Source organism: Stenotrophomonas sp. AC248 (genome assembly GCF_979258185.1).
Genome location: NZ_OZ409840.1, coordinates 2,105,378 through 2,123,814 on the forward strand (window position 1 = coordinate 2,105,378; position 18,437 = coordinate 2,123,814).

The 18,437-nt window shown below is 65.5% G+C and carries 16 protein-coding genes and 3 pseudogenes; 7 read left to right on the forward strand and 12 right to left on the reverse strand.

Going from position 1 to position 18,437, the window contains the following annotated elements; genetic code table 11:
- Window positions 1-157: 157 nt before the first annotated feature.
- The 4 genes from hflD to ACZ0AE_RS09635 are packed head-to-tail and all read right to left on the reverse strand — an operon-like array spanning window position 158 to window position 2,832.
- Window positions 158-772, reverse strand: a complete 615-nt coding sequence (gene hflD, locus ACZ0AE_RS09620; RefSeq protein ID WP_137189445.1) for a high frequency lysogenization protein HflD — start codon at window positions 770-772, stop codon at window positions 158-160.
- On the reverse strand, window positions 769-1,908 hold the full coding sequence (gene mnmA / locus ACZ0AE_RS09625; RefSeq protein ID WP_463600926.1) for a tRNA 2-thiouridine(34) synthase MnmA: 1,140 nt from the start codon (window positions 1,906-1,908) through the stop codon (window positions 769-771). The genes hflD and mnmA overlap by 4 nt, the downstream gene beginning before the upstream one ends.
- Complete coding sequence (locus ACZ0AE_RS09630) at window positions 1,905-2,366, reverse strand: NUDIX hydrolase (RefSeq protein ID WP_038688398.1); 462 nt, start codon at window positions 2,364-2,366, stop codon at window positions 1,905-1,907. Before ACZ0AE_RS09630 ends, mnmA begins: the two co-directional genes overlap by 4 nt.
- Before the next feature lies 1 nt (window position 2,367).
- Window positions 2,368-2,832, reverse strand: a complete 465-nt coding sequence (locus ACZ0AE_RS09635; RefSeq protein ID WP_038688395.1) for a hypothetical protein — start codon at window positions 2,830-2,832, stop codon at window positions 2,368-2,370.
- A gap of 82 nt (window positions 2,833-2,914) precedes the next feature.
- Here ACZ0AE_RS09635 and clpS point away from each other — a divergent pair, with 82 nt between their 5' ends.
- Window positions 2,915-3,247, forward strand: a complete 333-nt coding sequence (gene clpS / locus ACZ0AE_RS09640) for an ATP-dependent Clp protease adapter ClpS (RefSeq protein ID WP_038688394.1) — start codon at window positions 2,915-2,917, stop codon at window positions 3,245-3,247.
- On the opposite strand, the gene ACZ0AE_RS09645 is transcribed toward clpS, so the two are convergent.
- On the reverse strand, window positions 3,244-4,065 hold the full coding sequence (locus tag ACZ0AE_RS09645; protein ID WP_463600927.1) for an APH(6)-I family aminoglycoside O-phosphotransferase: 822 nt from the start codon (window positions 4,063-4,065) through the stop codon (window positions 3,244-3,246). The genes clpS and ACZ0AE_RS09645 overlap by 4 nt on opposite strands.
- A 139-nt stretch (window positions 4,066-4,204) precedes the next feature.
- On the opposite strand from ACZ0AE_RS09645, the gene clpA reads away from it, so the two are divergent.
- Window positions 4,205-6,484: an ATP-dependent Clp protease ATP-binding subunit ClpA gene (gene clpA / locus ACZ0AE_RS09650; protein ID WP_137189450.1), complete on the forward strand. Its 2,280-nt coding sequence runs from the start codon at window positions 4,205-4,207 to the stop codon at window positions 6,482-6,484.
- Window positions 6,485-6,565: 81 nt separating this feature from the next.
- On the opposite strand, the gene ACZ0AE_RS09655 is transcribed toward clpA, so the two are convergent.
- The 4 genes from ACZ0AE_RS09655 to ACZ0AE_RS09670 form a co-directional block, all read right to left on the reverse strand.
- Window positions 6,566-6,937 carry a hypothetical protein gene (locus tag ACZ0AE_RS09655; RefSeq protein WP_051598826.1) on the reverse strand — a complete coding sequence of 124 codons (372 nt, stop codon included), beginning with the start codon at window positions 6,935-6,937 and terminating at the stop codon, window positions 6,566-6,568.
- A gap of 221 nt (window positions 6,938-7,158) precedes the next feature.
- The gene (gene infA / locus ACZ0AE_RS09660; RefSeq protein WP_005409596.1) at window positions 7,159-7,377 is read right to left on the reverse strand and encodes a translation initiation factor IF-1; all 219 of its coding nucleotides are present in this window, start codon (window positions 7,375-7,377) and stop codon (window positions 7,159-7,161) included.
- 246 nt (window positions 7,378-7,623) lie between these two features.
- Window positions 7,624-8,370 carry a leucyl/phenylalanyl-tRNA--protein transferase gene (gene aat, locus ACZ0AE_RS09665; RefSeq protein ID WP_463600928.1) on the reverse strand — a complete coding sequence of 249 codons (747 nt, stop codon included), beginning with the start codon at window positions 8,368-8,370 and terminating at the stop codon, window positions 7,624-7,626.
- A complete protein-coding gene (locus ACZ0AE_RS09670) occupies window positions 8,367-9,497 on the reverse strand; it encodes a GNAT family N-acetyltransferase (RefSeq protein ID WP_463600929.1) in 1,131 nt (376 codons plus the stop codon). Before ACZ0AE_RS09670 ends, aat begins: the two co-directional genes overlap by 4 nt.
- A 198-nt stretch (window positions 9,498-9,695) precedes the next feature.
- On the opposite strand from ACZ0AE_RS09670, the gene ACZ0AE_RS09675 reads away from it, so the two are divergent.
- On the forward strand, window positions 9,696-11,186 hold the full coding sequence (locus tag ACZ0AE_RS09675) for an N-acetylmuramoyl-L-alanine amidase family protein (RefSeq protein WP_463600930.1): 1,491 nt from the start codon (window positions 9,696-9,698) through the stop codon (window positions 11,184-11,186).
- A 244-nt stretch (window positions 11,187-11,430) separates the two neighbouring features.
- Here the strand turns inward: ACZ0AE_RS09675 and ACZ0AE_RS09680 are convergent.
- Both ACZ0AE_RS09680 and ACZ0AE_RS09685 read right to left on the reverse strand, forming a co-directional pair.
- Window positions 11,431-11,832, reverse strand: a pseudogene (locus ACZ0AE_RS09680) (NAD(P)/FAD-dependent oxidoreductase); the annotation flags it as partial.
- 50 nt (window positions 11,833-11,882) lie between these two features.
- Window positions 11,883-12,113 (reverse strand): annotated as a pseudogene (locus tag ACZ0AE_RS09685) (peptidogalycan biosysnthesis protein); the annotation flags it as partial.
- 236 nt (window positions 12,114-12,349) lie between these two features.
- Between ACZ0AE_RS09685 and ACZ0AE_RS09690 the strand changes: the two are divergent.
- From ACZ0AE_RS09690 to ACZ0AE_RS09700, 3 genes are all read left to right on the forward strand, one after another.
- Window positions 12,350-12,967 (forward strand): hypothetical protein, encoded by a 618-nt coding sequence (locus ACZ0AE_RS09690; protein ID WP_463600931.1) that lies wholly within the window; start codon window positions 12,350-12,352, stop codon window positions 12,965-12,967.
- Window positions 12,957-13,109: a hypothetical protein gene (locus ACZ0AE_RS09695; RefSeq protein ID WP_463600932.1), complete on the forward strand. Its 153-nt coding sequence runs from the start codon at window positions 12,957-12,959 to the stop codon at window positions 13,107-13,109. The genes ACZ0AE_RS09690 and ACZ0AE_RS09695 overlap by 11 nt, the downstream gene beginning before the upstream one ends.
- A 71-nt stretch (window positions 13,110-13,180) precedes the next feature.
- Window positions 13,181-14,602, forward strand: coding sequence for an N-acetylmuramoyl-L-alanine amidase family protein (locus ACZ0AE_RS09700; RefSeq protein ID WP_463600933.1), 1,422 nt, complete (start codon window positions 13,181-13,183; stop codon window positions 14,600-14,602).
- 95 nt (window positions 14,603-14,697) lie between these two features.
- On the opposite strand, the gene trxB is transcribed toward ACZ0AE_RS09700, so the two are convergent.
- Entirely contained in the window at window positions 14,698-15,669 is a 972-nt protein-coding gene (gene trxB / locus ACZ0AE_RS09705; RefSeq protein ID WP_463600934.1) for a thioredoxin-disulfide reductase, read from the reverse strand.
- A 267-nt stretch (window positions 15,670-15,936) separates the two neighbouring features.
- Here trxB and ACZ0AE_RS09710 point away from each other — a divergent pair.
- Window positions 15,937-18,297, forward strand: a pseudogene (locus ACZ0AE_RS09710) (DNA translocase FtsK); the annotation flags it as partial.
- Window positions 18,298-18,437: the final 140 nt, after the last annotated feature.

An 18,437-nucleotide genomic window follows, 5' to 3' on the forward strand; every position in this document is an offset into this window, starting at 1 on the left:
CCCCATGGGTGGATGCGGGATCCCCGACCGCCCAACCCAGCCACCCATGGGGTGGCTCTACCCGCATCCATCAATGGTAGCGCCACCCCACGGGTGGCTGCACGCAACCCCTCATCCCGAAGCCACACATGGTGTGGCTCTACCCGCCCGCCGTGAGTCAGCGCAGCTGGCGGTCCACTGCTTCGATCATCGCCTTGCGCGAGAACAGGAAGTCCCAGTACTGGCCGCCGGTCTGGCGCCACAGCACCGCCGACCGCACCGCCGCCAGCAGCAGGGCGCGGATCTCGGCCACCACCCCGGCCTGGCCCAGGTAGTGCGGGTTGCCCTGGACCATCACCCGCGGCTTCAGATTGCTGATGGTGTCCGCGTACAGCCCGCCCAGGGCGGCCAGCACGTCCGGGTGGGCGCTGTCGCCCAGCTCGGTGGCCTGGCGCTGGGCGCGCTCGATGCCCTGGCTCACCTTGTCCACCACCGCATGCTCACGCACGAACCGGCGCTCCAGCTGCAGCACGGCCAGCGCCAGCCGGGGCAGGGCGTCGTCCTGGCCCTGGTTGCGGAAGTAGTTGTGCAGCAGGCGCAGCCCCGGGGCCACGTTGGCCGGGCTGCCGTAGATGGCCTGCGGGGTCTCGGCATCGATGCGGAACACGCTGTCTACAGCGGTGCGCACCACGGCCGCTTCGGAGTGGCCGGTTTCGGCGATGCGGCGCACCTGCTGCAGGGCCTGGGCGATGCCGGCCAGTGCAAGAACGCGGTCGTCGACGGAAAAACTCATGCAGCAGATACCTCAAAGGGGGAAGGGGCAGTCCGCAGCCGCTGTTCCAGCGGCGCGTCGGTGGCGGCGATCACCGCGCCACCCAGGCAGACCTCATCGTCATACAACACCAGCGATTGACCGGGGGTGACGGCGCGCTGCGGGCGCGCAAACAGCACCTCCAGGGTGCCATCGTCGCGCACGGTCACCGTGCAGGGTTCATCGGGCTGGCGGTAGCGGGTCTGTGCGGTGCAGTCGAAACGGCGGGAGGGTGGGGCGCCGGCGATCCAGTGGGCGGCCTCGGAATGCAGCCGGGTCGAGAGCAGCCAGGGGCTGTCACGGTCCTGGTCCACGTAGAGCACGTTGCTGGCCACGTCCTTGCCCACTACATACCAGGGCGCGGCCGGGCGGCCACGCACGCCGCCGATGTTCAGGCCCTCGCGCTGGCCCAAGGTGAAATAGAACACGCCGGGGTGTTCGGCGATCAGGGCGCCGTCCGGGTCGCGGATCTCGCCGGTCCTGGCCGGCAGGTAGCGGCCCAGGAACTCGCGGAAGTCGCGCTCGCCGATGAAGCAGATCCCGGTGGAATCCTTCTTGGCGTGGGTGGGCAGCCGCGCGTCGCGGGCGATCCGGCGCAGGTCGTTCTTCTGCAGGTCGCCGATCGGGAACAGGGTGGCCGCCAGTTGTTCCTGGCCCAGCTGGTGCAGGAAGTAACTCTGGTCCTTGCTGCGGTCGGCGCCGCGCAGCAGCGCCCAGCGCCCGCCCACCTGCGCCACGCGGGCGTAGTGGCCGGTGGCGATGCGTTCGGCACCCAGTTCGCGGGCCGCGTCCAGGAAATGCTTGAACTTCACTTCCCGGTTGCACAGCACGTCCGGATTGGGGGTGCGGCCGGCGGCGTATTCGGCCAGGAAGTGCGCGAAGACGCCCTGCCAGTATTCGGAGGAGAAATCGCGGAAGTGGAACGGGATGCCCAGCAGGCCGCACACGGCCACCGCGTCGCGGCGGTCGTCCTCGGCCCGGCAGTCGCCGCTGCCGTCGTCTGCCCAGTTCTGCATGAACAGCCCGGCCACCGGCTCGCCCTGCTGGACCAGCCGCCAGGCCGCCACCGAGGAGTCCACGCCGCCGGACACGCCGACCATCACCCGGGGCGTGCTCATGCGGTTTCCTTCAGGAGCGACAGGGGATGGCGATGGCCGCCCAGGTAGTCGGCCACGACCTCCCAGACCAACGGGCTGCGCAGGCGTGCCGCACTGGCCTGCAGCTCGGCCGGGGTCAGCCACAGCGCGCGCAGGATGCCCGTGTCCAGCGGCCGGGCCGGATCGTGCTCGACCGGCGCGGCAGCGAAGGCGAAGCGCAGGAAGGCGGTGCCGTCGGGCGCGGTCCACTGGTAGACGCCGATGAAGGCGCTCAGGCGCACCGTCCAGCCGGTTTCTTCCAGGGTCTCGCGCACCGCCGCGGCGGCCAGGCTTTCGCCCGCCTCCAGGTGCCCGGCCGGCTGGTTGAGCACGTCACGGCCGTCGATACGCTCTTCCACCAGCAACAGGCGCCCGTCACGCACCACAACGGTGGCGACGGTGACATGGGGCGTCCAGCGCGGGTCCTGCACGGCATTCACCTCAGTATTCGTCCGTCTCGGTCAGCTCGTTTTCCATGGCATCGGCGGTGCGCATGGCCGCATCGATGGCATCGCTCAGCGCGGCCGAACTGGCATTGGCGTCCACCTTGACCACGAACATGGCCAGCTGGTCCTGCTTCACCCAGGCGCCCATCTTGGCGTCCTGCGAGTCTTCCAGCAGGCGGTTGGCCACCGCGGCCGGGAACTGCTTGCCGGGGGAGTTGTAGCCGGGCGACCAGATTTCGCGGATCTTGTGGCTGCCGAACTCTTCCACCGACGAACGTACGAACACCAGCTGGGTACGGTCCTCGCCGGCATCGAAGACCAGCTTGTAGTCGCCGTCCTCGTCGATCTCGTAGGGGTAGTCCAGCTGCTTGAGCACACGGCCGACGGCCTTGTCGGGTTCGGCTGCGTGGGCGCCGAACATCGTGGCGGTCAGCAACAGCGCGGTGACGATCCTTTTCATGAAATCCCTGTGAAAGTGTGGGGTGGGTATGCAGATTGTGAAGGGCGACAGAGGCGGCGTCCAATCCCGCTATAATGTGCGGATGCCCCGCGAGCCCAACCAAGAACCCCACCACGATCACGGCGTCATGCTGGAACCGGCCCGGCCGGAGGTGGCACCGCCGCCGTTCTACCAGGTGATGCTGCTGAACGATGACTACACCCCGATGGATTTCGTGGTGACCGTCCTGCAGAGCTTCTTTGCCATGGACCTGGACAAGGCCACCCAGGTGATGCTCCACGTCCACACCCGCGGTCGCGGCGTGTGCGGGGTGTTCACCCGTGAGGTTGCCGAGTCCAAGGTGGCCCAGGTCAACGAATTCTCGCGCATGAACCAGCACCCGCTGCTGTGCACCATGGAGAAGACCAGCGGCTAGCCGCTGGCGCGTGCCAACTGACGCAGGGCCATGGCCGCCACCGCCAGATCGACGTCGGCGGCGCTGCCATCCTCGAGGAACCACACCGCCGACAGCCCGGCGCTGGCCGCGATCCAGCGCAGCAGGCGCGTGCGCTCCAGTCCGGCCAGCGCGCTGACCTGGTCCACGCGGCGGGCAAAGATGTCCGGGTGGATGGCCACATGGATGCCCGGCCCGCACAGGTCCGGGTTGCAGAACAACACGGTGTAGTCAAAGGCGCGGTCGCCAAGCAGGCGCTTGGGGTCTATGGCGAGCCAGCCGCGCGCGCCGCCGTCGAGCACATTGTCATGGTGCAGGTCGCCATGCAGTGGGCGCACCTCGATCTGCGTGGCCAGCACTGCCGTTGCCAGTGATCTGCACTGTTCCAGCAATGGCGACAGCGCCACGCCGGGCTGCAGCAGCGCCCGGAACCAGTCCTGCAGTGGCACCAGCCCCTCCGGCGCCGCGCCGCGCGGGCGGTGCAGGCGTTCGGCAGCCGTGCACAGCAGCGCGGTGGCCTGCGCATCCTGGCCGGCGATGGACATCGGCCGCAGCGATTCGCCCGGTTGGGCGCGCTCCAGCAGCACCGCCTCGTGGTCATGGGCCAGCAGCCGCACCGCGCCGTCGCCGTCCCACCAGCGCAGCAGCCGGTGGCCGTTGCGCTCCTCGGTCTCCGTGCTCACCTTCAACATGGCCGCGGAACCGTCGGGGAGGCGGACCGGCCACAGGCGGGCGTGCGGGGTGGTGATGACGTCGCCATCACGGACAAGCTGCCATTTCGTGAGCTGGAGTTCAGGCATCATGGAGTTGCTGGGAAGCACCTTGGGGAAACCGGGTGGGGTTGGACCGCTAACGCTGTCTGAACGCACCAATCCGCTAGGGTGATGGAAATTGCGCAGCTAGGCCGCATATTGTTCCCACCTGCCGCCGGAGTAGAACATGTTCAGTAAAGACCTCGAACACACCATCGGTCAGTGCTACAAGCGCGCCCGTGAGGCCCGGCATGAATTCATGACGGTGGAACACCTGCTGCTGGCACTGCTCGACAACCCGTCCGCCCAAGCCGTGCTGAAGGCATGCGGGGCCGACGCCGAGCGCCTGCGCCAGGAGCTGGAGCAGGCCATCGAGGCCTCGGTCTCGCGCCTGGCCGAAGATGATGGCCGCGACACCCAGCCCACGCTTGGCTTCCAGCGTGTGCTGCAGCGGGCCGTGTACCACGTGCAGTCCTCGGGCAAGAAGGAAGTGACCGGCGCCAACGTGCTGGTGGCCATCTTCGGCGAGAAGGACTCCCACGCGGTCTATTACCTCAACCAGCAGGATGTGACCCGGCTGGATATCGTCAATTACCTGTCCCACGGCATCGCCAAGCTGGGCGAAGACGGCGAAGTGCCGCCGGCGGCCGATGGTGAAGGCCGCGCCGAGGGCGGCGAGGGCGAAGGCAAGGGCGATGCGCTGGCCGAGTTTGCCAGCAACCTCAACGAGGCCGCCCGCAACGGCCGGATCGACCCGCTGGTGGGCCGTCGCGATGAAATCGAGCGGACCATCCAGGTGCTGTGCCGCCGCCGCAAGAACAACCCGCTCTACGTGGGCGAGGCCGGCGTGGGCAAGACGGCCATCGCCGAAGGCCTGGCCAAGCGCATCGTCGAAGGTTCGGTGCCCGACGTGCTGGCCGATGCGATCATTTACTCGCTCGACCTGGGCGCGCTGGTGGCCGGCACCAAGTACCGGGGCGACTTCGAAAAGCGCCTCAAGGGCGTGCTGACCGCGCTGAAGAAGATGCCCAATGCGGTGCTGTTCATCGATGAGATCCACACCATCATCGGTGCCGGGTCGGCGTCGGGCGGCACCATGGATGCCTCCAACCTGATCAAGCCGGCCCTGGCGTCGGGCGAGCTGCGCTGCATCGGCTCGACCACGTTCCAGGAATACCGCGGCATCTTCGAGAAGGACCGCGCGCTGGCGCGGCGCTTCCAGAAGATCGATATCGTCGAGCCGACCGTGGGTGAAACCTACGAGATCCTGCAGGGCCTCAAGCCGCGTTACGAAGCGCACCACGGCGTGACCTACGCCGACGACGCGCTGCAGGCCGCGGTGGACCTGTCGGTCAAGCACATCGGTGACCGTTTGCTGCCGGACAAGGCGATCGACGTGATCGACGAAGCCGGCGCCCGCCAGCGCCTGCTGCCCGAGGGCGAGCGCAAGGAGCTGATCGACATCGAGGAGATCGAAACGATCGTGGCCAAGATGGCGCGCATCCCGGCAAAGCAGGTCAGTGCCACCGACAAGGACGTGCTGCAGCACCTGGAGCGCAACCTGAAGATGGTGATCTTTGGCCAGGATCCGGCCATCGAGACGCTGTCCTCGGCGATCAAGCTGGCCCGTTCGGGCCTGGCCAACCCGGAGAAGCCGATCGGCAACTTCCTGTTCGCCGGCCCCACCGGTGTGGGCAAGACCGAGGTGACCAAGCAGCTTGCGCTGCAGCTGGGCATCGAGCTGGTCCGCTTCGACATGAGCGAGTACATGGAGCCGCATTCGATCAGTCGCCTGATCGGTGCGCCCCCGGGCTATGTCGGCTTCGACCAGGGCGGCCTGCTCACCGAGAAGATCGTCAAGACCCCGCACTGCGTGCTGCTGCTGGACGAGGTGGAAAAAGCCCATCCGGACATCTTCAACATCCTGCTGCAGGTCATGGACCGTGGCGTGCTCACCGACACCAACGGGCGCGAAGCCAACTTCAAGAACGTGGTGCTGGTGATGACCACCAACGCCGGCGCGGCCCAGGCCTCGCGGCGTTCGATCGGCTTCACCCGCCAGGATCACGCCACCGACGCGATGGAAATCCTGCGCAAGAGCTTCACGCCGGAATTCCGCAACCGCCTCGATGCGGTGGTGCAGTTCCAGCCGCTGGGCTTCGAGCACATCCTGCGCGTGGTCGACAAGTTCCTGATCGAGCTGGAGATGCTGCTGCAGGAGAAGCACGTCAGCCTGTCGGCCACGCCGACCGCGCGCGACTGGCTGGCCCGCCATGGTTTCGACCCGCTGATGGGCGCCCGCCCGATGGCGCGCGTGATCCAGGACAAGGTGAAGCGTCCGCTGGCCGACGAACTGTTGTTCGGCAAGCTGGTCAACGGTGGCCGGGTCAGCATCGACGTGCGCGACGACGAGCTGTTCGTGGAAACGCAGGCCGAACCGGAGCGCCTGCTGCCGGCAACGGTGTAAAACACGACCGTTGGTCGTGACGTGCAGCCGGTACATGAAAAGGCCCCGCAAGGGGCTTTTTCATGTCCGCCGATCCAGTGCTCAGCGCCGCGCGCGCGCCCGCGCACCGAACTGCTGCGGCGTGATCGGCTCCACCTCACTCACGGTGCACTTCTGCGTTTTGGTGCGCAGGCTGCTGACGCCGCCGCCGCACAGCTGCCCATCACGCTCGGGGGTGACAAAGCGCAGGTCCGAGGTCTGTGCGGCGCTGGTGCAGCTGTCCTTGAAGCGCACGACGTAGTGCTGGTCGGCGTTGCGCAGCAGGATGTCGCGGTCGGCGCCGGCGCGCACGATCTGCTGGTCGGCCGACAGCGTGATGCATGCGGTGTCGGCGGCGGGCGCCGGTTCGGCGGCCTGGGCCGCAGTGGCAAGACAGGTGCAGGCCAGCAGGCTGAGCAGGGACAGGGTCTTCATGGCAGGGGCCGGGGGATGGCGATCCGGATTGGATCGGCAACCAGAGTGTCGGGTGCCGCGCCAGTGCGAATCTGCGTCAAGGCAGCCTTACCGATGTCAGGGTGCACAGGGTCAGGGTGTCGCTTGGCAGGGGGGTGGCCGCTTTATCGCGGCCACGCAAAAAGGCCAGCTCCTGGCTGGCCTTCTGGCGGGGCTTCTGTTGGGAAGCCGCCCCGAACCGCTTACTTCATGCGGTACGTGATACGACCCTTGGTCAGGTCGTAGGGCGTCATTTCGACCTTGACACGGTCGCCCGTCAGGATGCGGATGTAGTTCTTGCGCATGCGGCCGGAGATGTGGGCGATGATTTCATGCCCATTTTCCAGTCGTACGCGGAAAGTGGTGTTCGGCAGCGTCTCGCTGACGGTGCCTTCGAACTCGATGGAGTCGTCTTTCGACATGTAGTCCTGTGCAGTTCTGTAAACGGCCGAGCTGGCCTTAAGAGCGGGCATTTTACGCGCGTTCGCCCGTTCATGCAAAGTTTGCGTTAAGCGGCCTGATTTACCAGCGATTCACCCGCCGCGCACCGGCACTTCCGGCCGCTCGCCGGCTCCCCGCGATCCCGACCGATCACCGGTAGTGCCGGCCGCTGGCCGGCTCCTCCTGTTCTCGACCGCGCCAGGTAGTGCCGGCCGCTGGCCGGCTCCTCAGGATTCCTGGCTTGCCAGCACCGCCGCCGCCATCTCACCAAACCCCGTCGTCCAGCTCCCCGCCGCCGCATCCATCCGCACCTGCTCCCGCACCAGCGCCAGAAAGCGCTCACGCGGCCAGTGTTCGGCCCCCATGCTCAGCAGATGATCGTTCTCCACCTGGGCATCGATCAGTGGCCAGCCCCACTGTGCCAGGCGGTGGGCCAATGCGGCCAACGCCACTTTGGAGCCACCGCTGGCGGCGCTGAACATGCTCTCCCCGAAGAACATCTGCCCGATCGCCACGCCGTAGATGCCGCCCACCAACCGCTCGCCATCGAACACTTCCACCGAATGCGCGTGCCCCATTTGGTGCAGGGCCACATACGCGTCGCGCATCCCATCGGTGATCCACGTCCCGTCCTGGCCCGGGCGGAAACTGCCCGCGCAGGCGGCGATCACCTCGGCAAAGCACGTGTCGGCACGTACCACCCACGGGCTGGCACGCAGGCTGCGGCGGAACCGCGACGACAGGTGCACGCCGTCGGTGCGGAACACCATGCGCGGGTCCGGCGACCACCAGAGCAGCGGCTGCCCGTCGGAGAACCACGGGAACACGCCGCCGGCATAGGCATTGAGCAGCCGCACCGGCGCCAGGTCGCCACCGACGGCCAACAAACCATCCGGTTCGCGCAACGCGGTCTCGGCAGGAGGGAAGGGGGCGTCGGCGCGTGCATCAAGCGCCCAGGGCAGGCGACGGGTCATGCCGGGTCTTCAGATTTGAATGGACTGTGTCCGGACAATGTCTGCGCATACCGCGCCACCTCGTCGCGCTCGTGCTCGCACCAGTCGGCCAGCGCTTCGGCAAAGGCGGGCTCGGCCACCCAGTGCCGGCTGCGTACCGTCTGCGGCAGGAAGCCGCGGGCCAGCTTGTGCTCGCCCTGCGCGCCGGGTTCGAAATGCGCCAGGCCTTCGCGCAGGCAGTACTCGATGCCCTGGTAGTAGCAGGTTTCAAAATGCAGGCCGGGCAGGGTGGCCCCGCCCCAGTAACGCCCATACAGCGTCGTGGTGCCGCGCAGGCAGAGTGCGCCGGCCACGGGCGCGTCGTCGATCAGGGCCAGGAAGATCACCAGCTGGCGCGGCATCCGGGCAGCCAGGTGGCGCAGGAACGGCAAGGTGAGCGCCGGTGCGTTCCCGTACTCGGCAAAGGTCTGCAGGTAGAACCCGTGCATCGCCAGCAGGTCCTCTTCGCTGGCCTCATTGCCATGCACGACCCGGTAAGTCACGCCGGTGCGGGCCAGCTTGGCGCGCTCCTGGCGGATGTTCTTGCGGTGCTTGTGGTTCATCGCCGCAAGGAAATCGCCGAAGTCGCGCCAGTCGCCCGGGTTCTGCCACTGGAACTGGATGTCCTCGCGCAGCATCCATTCCGGCCCGAACGCGGCCTCTTCGTCGGCCAGGTGGAAATTGACATGCGCCGAGGACCAGCCCATCCGGTCGACCCCGGCCCGCAGGGCTTCCAGCAGCGCGGCCCGGGCGGCCTCGCTGGGTGCCAGCAGCCGCGGCCCGGTCACCGGCGAATACGGCACCGCGCCCAGCCATTTGGGGTAGTACTCCAGGCCGTGGCGCGCGTAAGCGTTGGCCCAGGCGTGGTCGAACACGAACTCACCGTGGGAGTTGTCCTTCAGGTAGCCCGGTATCGCCGCAACCAGCGTGTCGCCGTCCCACAGGGTCAAGTGGCGCGGCCGCCAGCCCCATTCCGGGCGCAGGCAGCCATGTTCTTCCAGGCCGGCCAGAAACGCATGGCTGACGAAGGGATTGTGGCCGTCGTGCAGGGCGTCCCAGGCAATGGCCGGGACGTCGGAGAGGCGATGCAGGAAACGTGGATCGGGCATGGGGAGAGGATAGGGCAGAGCGATGAAGAGTGGGTGCGTTGAGGGTGGATCAATGCCTTTTAAGGGAGTGATTGAAACGTTGCGAGGCGTCTCCCGTTAACTGAGTAGTGGCGCAACGCCTGACGCTGGATCGCGAGGCAGGGTGGATAGGCGCCGGTCTCATGGAGGCGCGTTACTTTCAATATCAAGGAAATGAAGATGAAGATGAAGATATCCTGCCATCTGCGCCGGACGGTCCTTGCATTGTTGTTTGCCTGCACCTTCGCATCCCATTGGGCAGCTGCGCGCCAGGGAGCTCCATCAATCGACGTGGAAAGCGATGCGGGGTTGGACCTTCTTCTTACCCGGGAAGCGCAGCGCATCCTTGACCTGGATCGGATGAAGCAATCACGTTCGACCGATGTGACAGTCATGGCCCGGGCTGACATTGCCCGCAAGAAAGTCATCATTGATTTTGGCCGAGGCTTCCTGCCAGATGAAGACGACAGTTCCACCGAGCAGATTGAGCAGAACATCAGTGGCTCACTTCGGTACTACATGGAGCAGATCGTCCAGCTGGAAGTGGAGATTCAGATCCTGTACGACGGCCGACCCTTCGAACATTACTTCCCCTCGCCAGCAGAACGGCAGGTCGGGGTGCGCGTCGCCTTGCCTGGGACGGTGTTGATTTCAGCCAGTCATGGATGGATTCGCGTTCACCCGTCGAGAGATTGGGCGCTCCAGCGGCCCTTGCTGAACGGCATTCGGGAGGATCTGATCACGCCGGACTTTGCTGATGACCTGCAGCAACTACTGCAGGAGCGAAGCGCTGCAACTGTACATCGCGCTCGACGCGGCGGGCAGGAGGTGCATCCAGAGTCCATGCAGCCTTGGGTGCAGATGTCATCGCGCTATCATCTCAGAAGTCTGTTGCCTGATCGCACTGATATCTGGAACCATTTCGCGAACAGCACTGCAAACAATCGTGAGGTCAATGATGACATCCGAGCGAGGCCGTATTACGCGAATTTCCTCGACGTGGAGGGAATGATAAGCATCCATACCAATGGAAGCGACAATCAAGCAGCGCGCGGGTCGGAAGTGTTTTATCACCCGACCAAGCCCAATGATCGTGCACTGGGGTCAATGATGCTGTGTTACATGAGGGAATTGATCACTGCCCAGGATGGCTATGAGGACTTTCCGCTTCGCATGGCTGCGGCAGCCGCGGGTCATGGTGAAAATCGGTTTGCAGAGATGCCGTCCGTGATCGTGGAAGTGGCGTATCACTCGAATGCGCTGGATGCTGCCGCTCTCCAGGATCCCATCTTCCGCACAGCCTCGATGAAGGGCGTCGAGAAGGGCTATCGACTCTACCGGGAAGGAAATGACTGCAAGCCGCTCAAGGGCGATGCCATCGAAGCGGTCAGCATGTCGCAGGGCACCACCCGTGAAGTCGATGTTCCATTCGAAGGGTACCCGCAGTATCCGCTGCGCATCGTGACCCGCAATGTCGGCTGCCCACCTGGCTGGGTCTGCCGAGGTAATGAGGTCACGATCGAGGCGCCGCAAGAGACACCCCTCAGGATCGCGTTGACCTGCAACAACAATGGCTCCGCGCCGCTGCTCTGGGAGACATCGCTGGTGGATGACGACGGGGTCAAATCGGCACCTGTCCGTCATCAACAGCAGTGCATACGCAGCTCGTAGCGGGTCGTTGCAGGCCACAAACGCTGCATTGTTCCAGACCGGGTCGTACAGGGCCGCGCATGACCCCGGGCGAAGAGCATCCACGCATGGCGTGGATCTACGATGGCCGGTGACGCGGGCCGGGCAATACCCGCGTAGACCCACGCCATGCGTGGAGACCGCTGGCAGCGCGGCAAGGTGTCCCATGAAAAAGGCCGGCGCAGGGCGTCGGCCTTGGGGTGTCGCAATCGATCAACGCCAGGCCTCAGCCCAGGTCGCCCTTCGCGTCCAGATACCGCTCGGCGTCCAGCGCGACCATGCAGCCGAAGCTGGCCGAGGTCATCGCCTGGCGGTAGTGCTGGTCGGCCACGTCGCCAGCGGCGAACACGCCCTCCACCGAGGTCTGGGTGGCGTTGCCGCCCAGGCCCGGGCGGATGTCCAGGTAGCTGTTGTTCATGGTCAGCTGACCGTCGAACAGGCTGGTGTTGGGGTGGTGACCGATGGCCACGAAGAAGCCGTGCGCCTCGATGTCGCGGGTGCTGCCGTCCAGGGTGGACTTGACGCGCACGCCGGTGACGCCCGCCTCGTTGCCGAGCACTTCGTCCACCTGGTGGTGCCACACGGTCTCGATCTTGCCGGCGGCCACCTTGGCAAACAGCTTGTCCTGTGCGCCGCCCGGCCAGTTGTCCACTTCGGTGGTGGTCATCAACTGGCCACCTCGCCATGCGAGTTGTCCTTCAGGTAGCCCGGGATGGCGGCGACCAGCGTGTCGCCCTCCTGCAGCGTGAAGTGGCGCGGTCGCCAGCCCCATTCCGGGCGCAGGCAGCCATGGTCTTCCAGGCCGGCCAGGAGCGCTTGGCTGACAGACGGATTGCTGCCGTCATGGAGGGCATCCCAAGCGGTGGCGGGGACATCGGACAGGCGATGCAGGAAGCGTGTATCGGGCATGTGGGAAGGATAGGGCAGGTTGTCCGGTGACCGTGTGTTTAAGGTGCGGTCCATGAAGGCTGTAGATGCGATCAGATCTGTGTCTCGTCGTGCGCCTCATAGTGAGATCCAAGGCTTGGAAGCATAGGTTCTGGACGAGGACGATGGAATGCGCCGCCACTCAGGGCGGAGAGTTTCAATCTAAGGAGTGGAGAGTGACATACACAAGGTGGGCGCTTGGCGGAGTTGGCATCCTGATGTTCTTCGCCGCGGGTGCATCCGAGAGTCGCAGCCCGTCGCCGCAGCGGGGCGACATCGTTGGCGACGCGGAGTTCGATGCACTGTTGTCGAGCGCAGCCCAGCGTGCCCTCAATCGTTTGTCGGGAAAGCCAGAACTGCGCCTCCCCGCGACTGCGATGGCGCAGTTTGACCTTGAGACCGGCACGATCATAGTGAATCTGTCGGGCGGGGCGCTGCCGGAAACGGGGGGAGCACAGCTGGAGGACATCCAGGGATATTTGATGAATGACGTGCTTGATGAGGCGCGCCCCATTCATCCCGCGTCGGGTGTGGAGTTCCGTTACAACGGCAGGCGTTTTGAGGAGCAGTATCCGCGCGATGCACTCTCTGTGGCTCCCAGGCTTCCCCGAAACGCGATCACTGGGCCTGTCGTCGTGTCGGCCGGTCACGGGTGGTATTTCCGCCATGGTTACAAGGATTGGCGGGCACAGCGCGAACCCTCACACGTGCAGGGCGTCCCAGGCCGGGGCCGGGCGATCGGAAAGGTGATGCAGGAAGCGTGTATCGGGCATGGGGGAAGGATAGGGCAGTGCGATGGAAAGAAGGTGTATTGGACCGCCATGAATGCCTCTTGATGAAGCGATTGAAACCTTGTGCGACGACTTTCCACACCTGGGCAGTAGCGCACCGCTTGCCGCCGGGCTGAAGGGCAGGGTGATCAGGCGCCGTACTTATGAACTGGCGCGCCCCGATTTCAACGTCAAGGAAATGAAGTGACTACACCTGGTCTCTTGTGCAGGACCGCACTGACCCTGCTGCTTGCCTGTTGCTGTGCGCCGGATTCGGCATTGGCGCGCCAACGCGATGGCGATCCATCTCCGGTTGGTGTGGGCGATGCTGCGTTGGATCTTCTGCTCAGCCGTGAGGCGCAGCGGCTCTTGGATACAGATCGCATCCAGCGCTCCCGGGCGGCCAACGTAACGGTGTCGGCTCAAGTGGACATTGAACAGGAAATCATGACGATCAACTTCGGGCCAGGCTTCCTCCCCGCCGAAGACAACAGTTCCACAGAGGAGATCGAGCAATACATCAGCAATACGTTAGGTGCCCATGCGAGTCGAGCAGGGCTTGAGGATGTAGAGGTAAGGATTCTGTATGAAGGCAAGCCATTCGAGTACCATTTTCCGGCCGCTTCTGATGCAGGTAGCGCTGGGAGCTTATTGCCTGTTCTGCAGGCCGGTGTGATGGTTTCTGCAGGGCACGGCTGGATCCGAGTCCATCCGGGCGGGGAATGGAAGTTTCAGCGCCCTTTGTCGCTTGGCATACAGGAAGATCTGATTACGCCGCGATACGCAGAAGAGTTGCAGCAGCTGCTTCAGGACCGAAGTGCGGTGACCGTGCACCGGGCTCGGCGCGGTGGACTTGAGCTTCATCCGGAATCCATGCAGGCCTGGGAAGAGATGTCGGCACGCTATCACCTCAGGGCATTGCTGCCAGAAAGAGCTGACATCTGGAATCACTTCGCAAACAGCACGGAGAACGATCGTGAGGTGAGCGACGACATCAGGGCAAGGCCGTATTACGCCAATCATCTTGGGGCCGCGGCCATGATCAGCCTCCACACGAACGCCGACGACACCGACACGGCGCGCGGCACACGGGTGTACTACCACGCCAGCAAGCCGAATGACCGCGAGTTGGCGGCGCTGACCTTGTGCTATATGAAAGAAATGATCACTGCTCAGGAGGGTTACGCGGATTTCCCCATTTCGACCTCGCCCTCAACTGCGGCGCACGGTGAAAACAGATTCGCGCAGATGCCTTCGGTAGTCGTGGAGGTGGCGTTCCACACCAATGCGACGGATGCTGCTGCGCTGCAGGACCCGCTCTTCCGCACCACCGCCATGAAAGGCGTCGAAAAGGGCTATTGGCTGTTCCGAGACGGCAAGGACTGCAAGCCGCTCAAGGGTGACGCCATCGAGGCCGTCACCATGTACCAAGGCACCACCCGCGAAGTGGAGGTGCCGTTCGAGGGCTATCCGCAGTATCCCTTACGGGTCATCACCCGCAATGTCGGCTGCCCGCCCGGCTGGGTTTGCCGTGGCACCGAGACCACGTTGGAAGCGCCACGGGCCGCGCCGATCACGGTTGGACTGGTCTGCAACAACTATGGCTCGGCACCGCTGTTCTGGGAAACCTCGCTGGTGGACGATGACGGGGTGAAGTCCGAGCCGGTGCGGCATCGGCAGCAGTGCATCCGCAGTTCCTGAGGTGCTCCGGGACGGTCCCGTCCATTTCCTGGTGACACATGAAAAAGGCCGGCGCATCGCGCCGGCCTTCAGAGAATGCAGGGGTCGGCCGGGGCTCAGCCCAGGTCGCCCTTTGCATCCAGATACCGCTCGGCGTCCAGCGCGGCCATGCAGCCGAAACCGGCCGAGGTGATCGCCTGGCGGTAGTGCTGGTCGGCCACGTCGCCGGCGGCGAACACGCCTTCCACCGACGTCTGGGTGGCGTTGCCGCCCAGGCCCGAACGGATGTCCAGGTAGCCGTTGTTCATGGTCAGCTGGCCGTCGAACAAGCTGGTGTTGGGGTGGTGACCGATGGCCACGAAGAAGCCGTGCGCCTCGATGTCGCGGGTTCTGCCGTCCAGGGTGGACTTGACGCGCACGCCGGTGACGCCGGCCTCGTTGCCCAGCACTTCGTCCACCTGGTGGTGCCACACGGTCTCGATCTTGCCGGCGGCCACCTTGGCAAACAGCTTGTCCTGCATGATCTTTTCCGCCTTGAGGGTGTCGCGGCGGTGGACCAGGTAGACCTTGCGGGCGATGTTGGACAGGTACAGGGCCTCTTCCACGGCAGTGTTGCCGCCGCCCACCACGACCACGTCCTGGTCACGGTAGAAGAAGCCGTCGCAGGTGGCGCAGGCGGAGACGCCGCGGCCCTTGAATTCCTCTTCGGTCGGAATCCCCAGGTACTTGGCGGTGGCGCCGGTGGCAATGATCAGCGCGTCGCAGGTGTACTCGGCGCTGTCGCCAATCAGCCTGATCGGACGCTGGGCCAGGTCGGCGGTGTGGATGTGGTCGAAGATCACCTCGGTCTCGAAGCGCTCGGCATGGGCCTGCATGCGCGCCATCAGGTCCGGACCCATCAGGCCATGTGCATCGCCCGGCCAGTTGTCCACTTCGGTGGTGGTCATCAGCTGGCCACCCTGCTGCAGGCCGGTGATGACCACTGGCTTGAGGTTGGCGCGGGCGGCGTAGACGGCGGCGGTCCAGCCGGCCGGGCCGGAGCCGAGGATGACGAGCTTCTGGTGGCGGGAGGGCGTGGAATTGCTCATGTAGACTCGCGTAAAGGTGACGGGATGGGGCGCCGGCGGTGCATTGCGGGACGTCCGGGACAGGTCATAGAGTGGCGGCAGGGGCAGGGCGATTCAAGGTGAACGGTGGAACGGTGGAACCTGCAGGGCGTGTGGCGGGCCCCGTGCCGGAGTTTTGACACGGGCCGGGCCGGGCGGGCATGCCCACCAGCGGCCCAGACCTACCGGGGTGCCTGCCAGTCGTTTATTATCAAGCACTAACAGTGCATTCCCAAGGTGTGGTCTAAGGTGGCGAAGCAGCTCCCGGAACGATCCAAGTCTCCTGACAGCAAACCGTCGCGCAAAGCGGCAGCCGCGCCTGCGCCTGCCGACAATCCGCGTCGCCAACGGCTGTGGCGCGACCTCGGGCTGATCGCGATCGCCCCAGCGCTGCTGTACCTGGTGGCCAGCCTGTTCACCTATTCGGCCGCCGATCCGGGCTGGTCGCATACCGGCAGCGTGGTAGCCCCGGTGCACAACATGGGCGGCCGCGTGGGCGCCTGGATCGCCGATGTGCTGCTGCAGTTGTTCGGCTACATCGCCTTCGTGCTGCCGATCGTGCTCGGCGCGCTGGCCTGGATCGCGATGTTCGGCCTCAAGCGCGAGAGCAAGGGCGAGCATGACCTGGACCCGGCGCTGCGTCTGGTCGGGCTGGTCGGTTTCCTGATCGCCGGCACCGGTTTCCTGCATGTGCGCCTGTTCACCGGTGACGTGGCCCATGCCGGCGGCATTCTCGGGCGGCTGGTCGGCAACTCGCTCAGCGCCGGTTTTGGTGCGCTGGGCGCGAACCTGTTCGTGCTGGTGCTGCTGCTGGCGTCGATCACCCTGGCCACCGGCATCTCCTGGTTCGTGGTGATGGAGAAGATCGGTCGCTGGGTGCTGGCGCTGCCGCCGCTGTTCAACAAGAAGAAAGAGCAGGCCACCGAGTGGCAGCAGACCCGCGCCATGCGCGAAGAGCGCCAGGAAGTGCGCAAGGTCGATGCCGAGGTGCGGGCCAAGCGCGAGCCGGTCAAGATCGAGCCGCGTCCTGAGCCGGTGCTGGAAAAGAGTGATCGTGCCAAGCGCGAGACCCAGATTCCGATGTTCCGCGGCGTCAACGGTGATGGCTCGGACCTGCCGCCGCTGGCACTGCTGGATGATCCCAAGCCGCAGCCCAAGGGCTACGACGAGGACACCCTGGAGACCCTGTCGCGGCAGATCGAGTTCAAGCTCAAGGACTTCCGCATCGAAGCGCAGGTGGTGGGCGCATACCCCGGCCCGGTGATCACCCGCTTCGAGATCGAGCCGGCACCGGGGATCAAGGTCAGCCAGATCAGCTCGCTGGACAAGGACATCGCCCGCGGCCTGTCGGTCAAATCCGTGCGCGTGGTCGACGTGATCCCCGGCAAGTCGGTGGTCGGCCTGGAGATCCCCAACGTCACCCGCGAAATGATCTACCTGTCCGAACTGCTGCGCTCCAAGGAGTACGACAAGTCGGCCAGCCCGCTGACCCTGGCGCTGGGCAAGGACATCGCCGGGCGCCCGACCGTGGCCGACCTGGCGCGCATGCCGCACCTGCTGGTGGCCGGTACCACCGGTTCGGGCAAGTCGGTGGCGGTCAACGCCATGGTGCTGAGCCTGCTGTACAAGGCCTCGCCGAAAGACCTGCGGATGCTGATGATCGACCCGAAGATGCTCGAGCTGAGCGTCTACCAGGGCATCCCGCACCTGTTGGCGCCGGTGGTGACCGACATGAAGGAAGCCGCCAACGGCCTGCGCTGGTGCGTGGCCGAAATGGAGCGGCGCTACAAGTTGATGAGCGCGGTGGGCGTGCGCAACCTGGCCGGCTTCAACAAGAAGGTCAAGGACGCCGAGGACGCCGGGCAGCCGATGATGGACCCGCTGTTCAAGCCGAACCCGGAGCTGGGCGAAGCCCCGCGCCCGCTGGAGACGCTGCCGTTCATCGTGATCTTCATCGACGAATTCGCCGACATGATGATGATCGTCGGCAAGAAGGTCGAAGAACTGATCGCACGTCTGGCGCAGAAGGCCCGTGCAGCCGGCATCCACCTGATCCTGGCCACCCAGCGCCCGTCGGTGGACGTGATCACCGGCCTGATCAAGGCCAACATTCCCACCCGCATCGGCTTCCAGGTCAGTTCCAAGATCGATTCGCGCACCATCCTGGACCAGTCCGGCGCCGAAACGCTGCTGGGCCACGGCGACATGCTGTACCTGCCGCCCGGCACCGCGCTGCCGGACCGTGTGCACGGCGCGTTCGTGTCCGACGAGGAAGTGCACCGCGTGGTCGAGCACCTCAAGGCCAGCGGCCCGGCCGACTACATCAGCGGCGTGCTGGACGAAGTGCAGATGATGGGCGACGGCGTGGTGGTGGGGGCCGGTGGCCTGCCCGAAGCCAGCAGCAGTGCCGGTGATGAGTCCGACCCGCTGTATGACGAAGCGCTGCGCATCGTCACCGAAACCCGTCGCGCCTCGATCTCCGGCGTGCAGCGCCGGCTCAAGATTGGCTACAACCGCGCCGCGCGCCTCATCGAAGCGATGGAAATGGCCGGCGTGGTCAGCCCGCCCGAACACAACGGCGACCGCAGCGTGCTCGCGCCGCCCCCCCCAAGTAGAGCCGGGCGCTGCCCGGCTGCTCCATCCGCGGGTTCTGTCCGGCTGTTCCATCCCCGCGCTCTGCCCAGTTGCGTCACCGCCGGGCTCCGTCACCGGCACCCTCGTCCCAAGGAAGCGCAATGAAGCCGATGGTC

Coding starts and splice junctions, on each gene's coding strand:
- clpS (WP_038688394.1), top strand. CDS start 2,915: ATGCCCCGCGAGCCCAACCAAGAACCCCACCACGATCACGGCGTCATG.
- ACZ0AE_RS09675 (WP_463600930.1), top strand. CDS start 9,696: ATGAAGATGAAGATATCCTGCCATCTGCGCCGGACGGTCCTTGCATTG.
- trxB (WP_463600934.1), bottom strand. CDS start 15,669: ATGAGCAATTCCACGCCCTCCCGCCACCAGAAGCTCGTCATCCTCGGC.
- aat (WP_463600928.1), bottom strand. CDS start 8,370: ATGACCCGTCGCCTGCCCTGGGCGCTTGATGCACGCGCCGACGCCCCC.
- ACZ0AE_RS09695 (WP_463600932.1), top strand. CDS start 12,957: ATGCCTCTTGATGAAGCGATTGAAACCTTGTGCGACGACTTTCCACAC.
- ACZ0AE_RS09690 (WP_463600931.1), top strand. CDS start 12,350: ATGTTCTTCGCCGCGGGTGCATCCGAGAGTCGCAGCCCGTCGCCGCAG.
- ACZ0AE_RS09635 (WP_038688395.1), bottom strand. CDS start 2,832: ATGAAAAGGATCGTCACCGCGCTGTTGCTGACCGCCACGATGTTCGGC.
- ACZ0AE_RS09655 (WP_051598826.1), bottom strand. CDS start 6,937: ATGAAGACCCTGTCCCTGCTCAGCCTGCTGGCCTGCACCTGTCTTGCC.
- hflD (WP_137189445.1), bottom strand. CDS start 772: ATGAGTTTTTCCGTCGACGACCGCGTTCTTGCACTGGCCGGCATCGCC.
- ACZ0AE_RS09670 (WP_463600929.1), bottom strand. CDS start 9,497: ATGCCCGATCCACGTTTCCTGCATCGCCTCTCCGACGTCCCGGCCATT.
- clpA (WP_137189450.1), top strand. CDS start 4,205: ATGTTCAGTAAAGACCTCGAACACACCATCGGTCAGTGCTACAAGCGC.
- mnmA (WP_463600926.1), bottom strand. CDS start 1,908: ATGAGCACGCCCCGGGTGATGGTCGGCGTGTCCGGCGGCGTGGACTCC.
- ACZ0AE_RS09645 (WP_463600927.1), bottom strand. CDS start 4,065: ATGCCTGAACTCCAGCTCACGAAATGGCAGCTTGTCCGTGATGGCGAC.
- infA (WP_005409596.1), bottom strand. CDS start 7,377: ATGTCGAAAGACGACTCCATCGAGTTCGAAGGCACCGTCAGCGAGACG.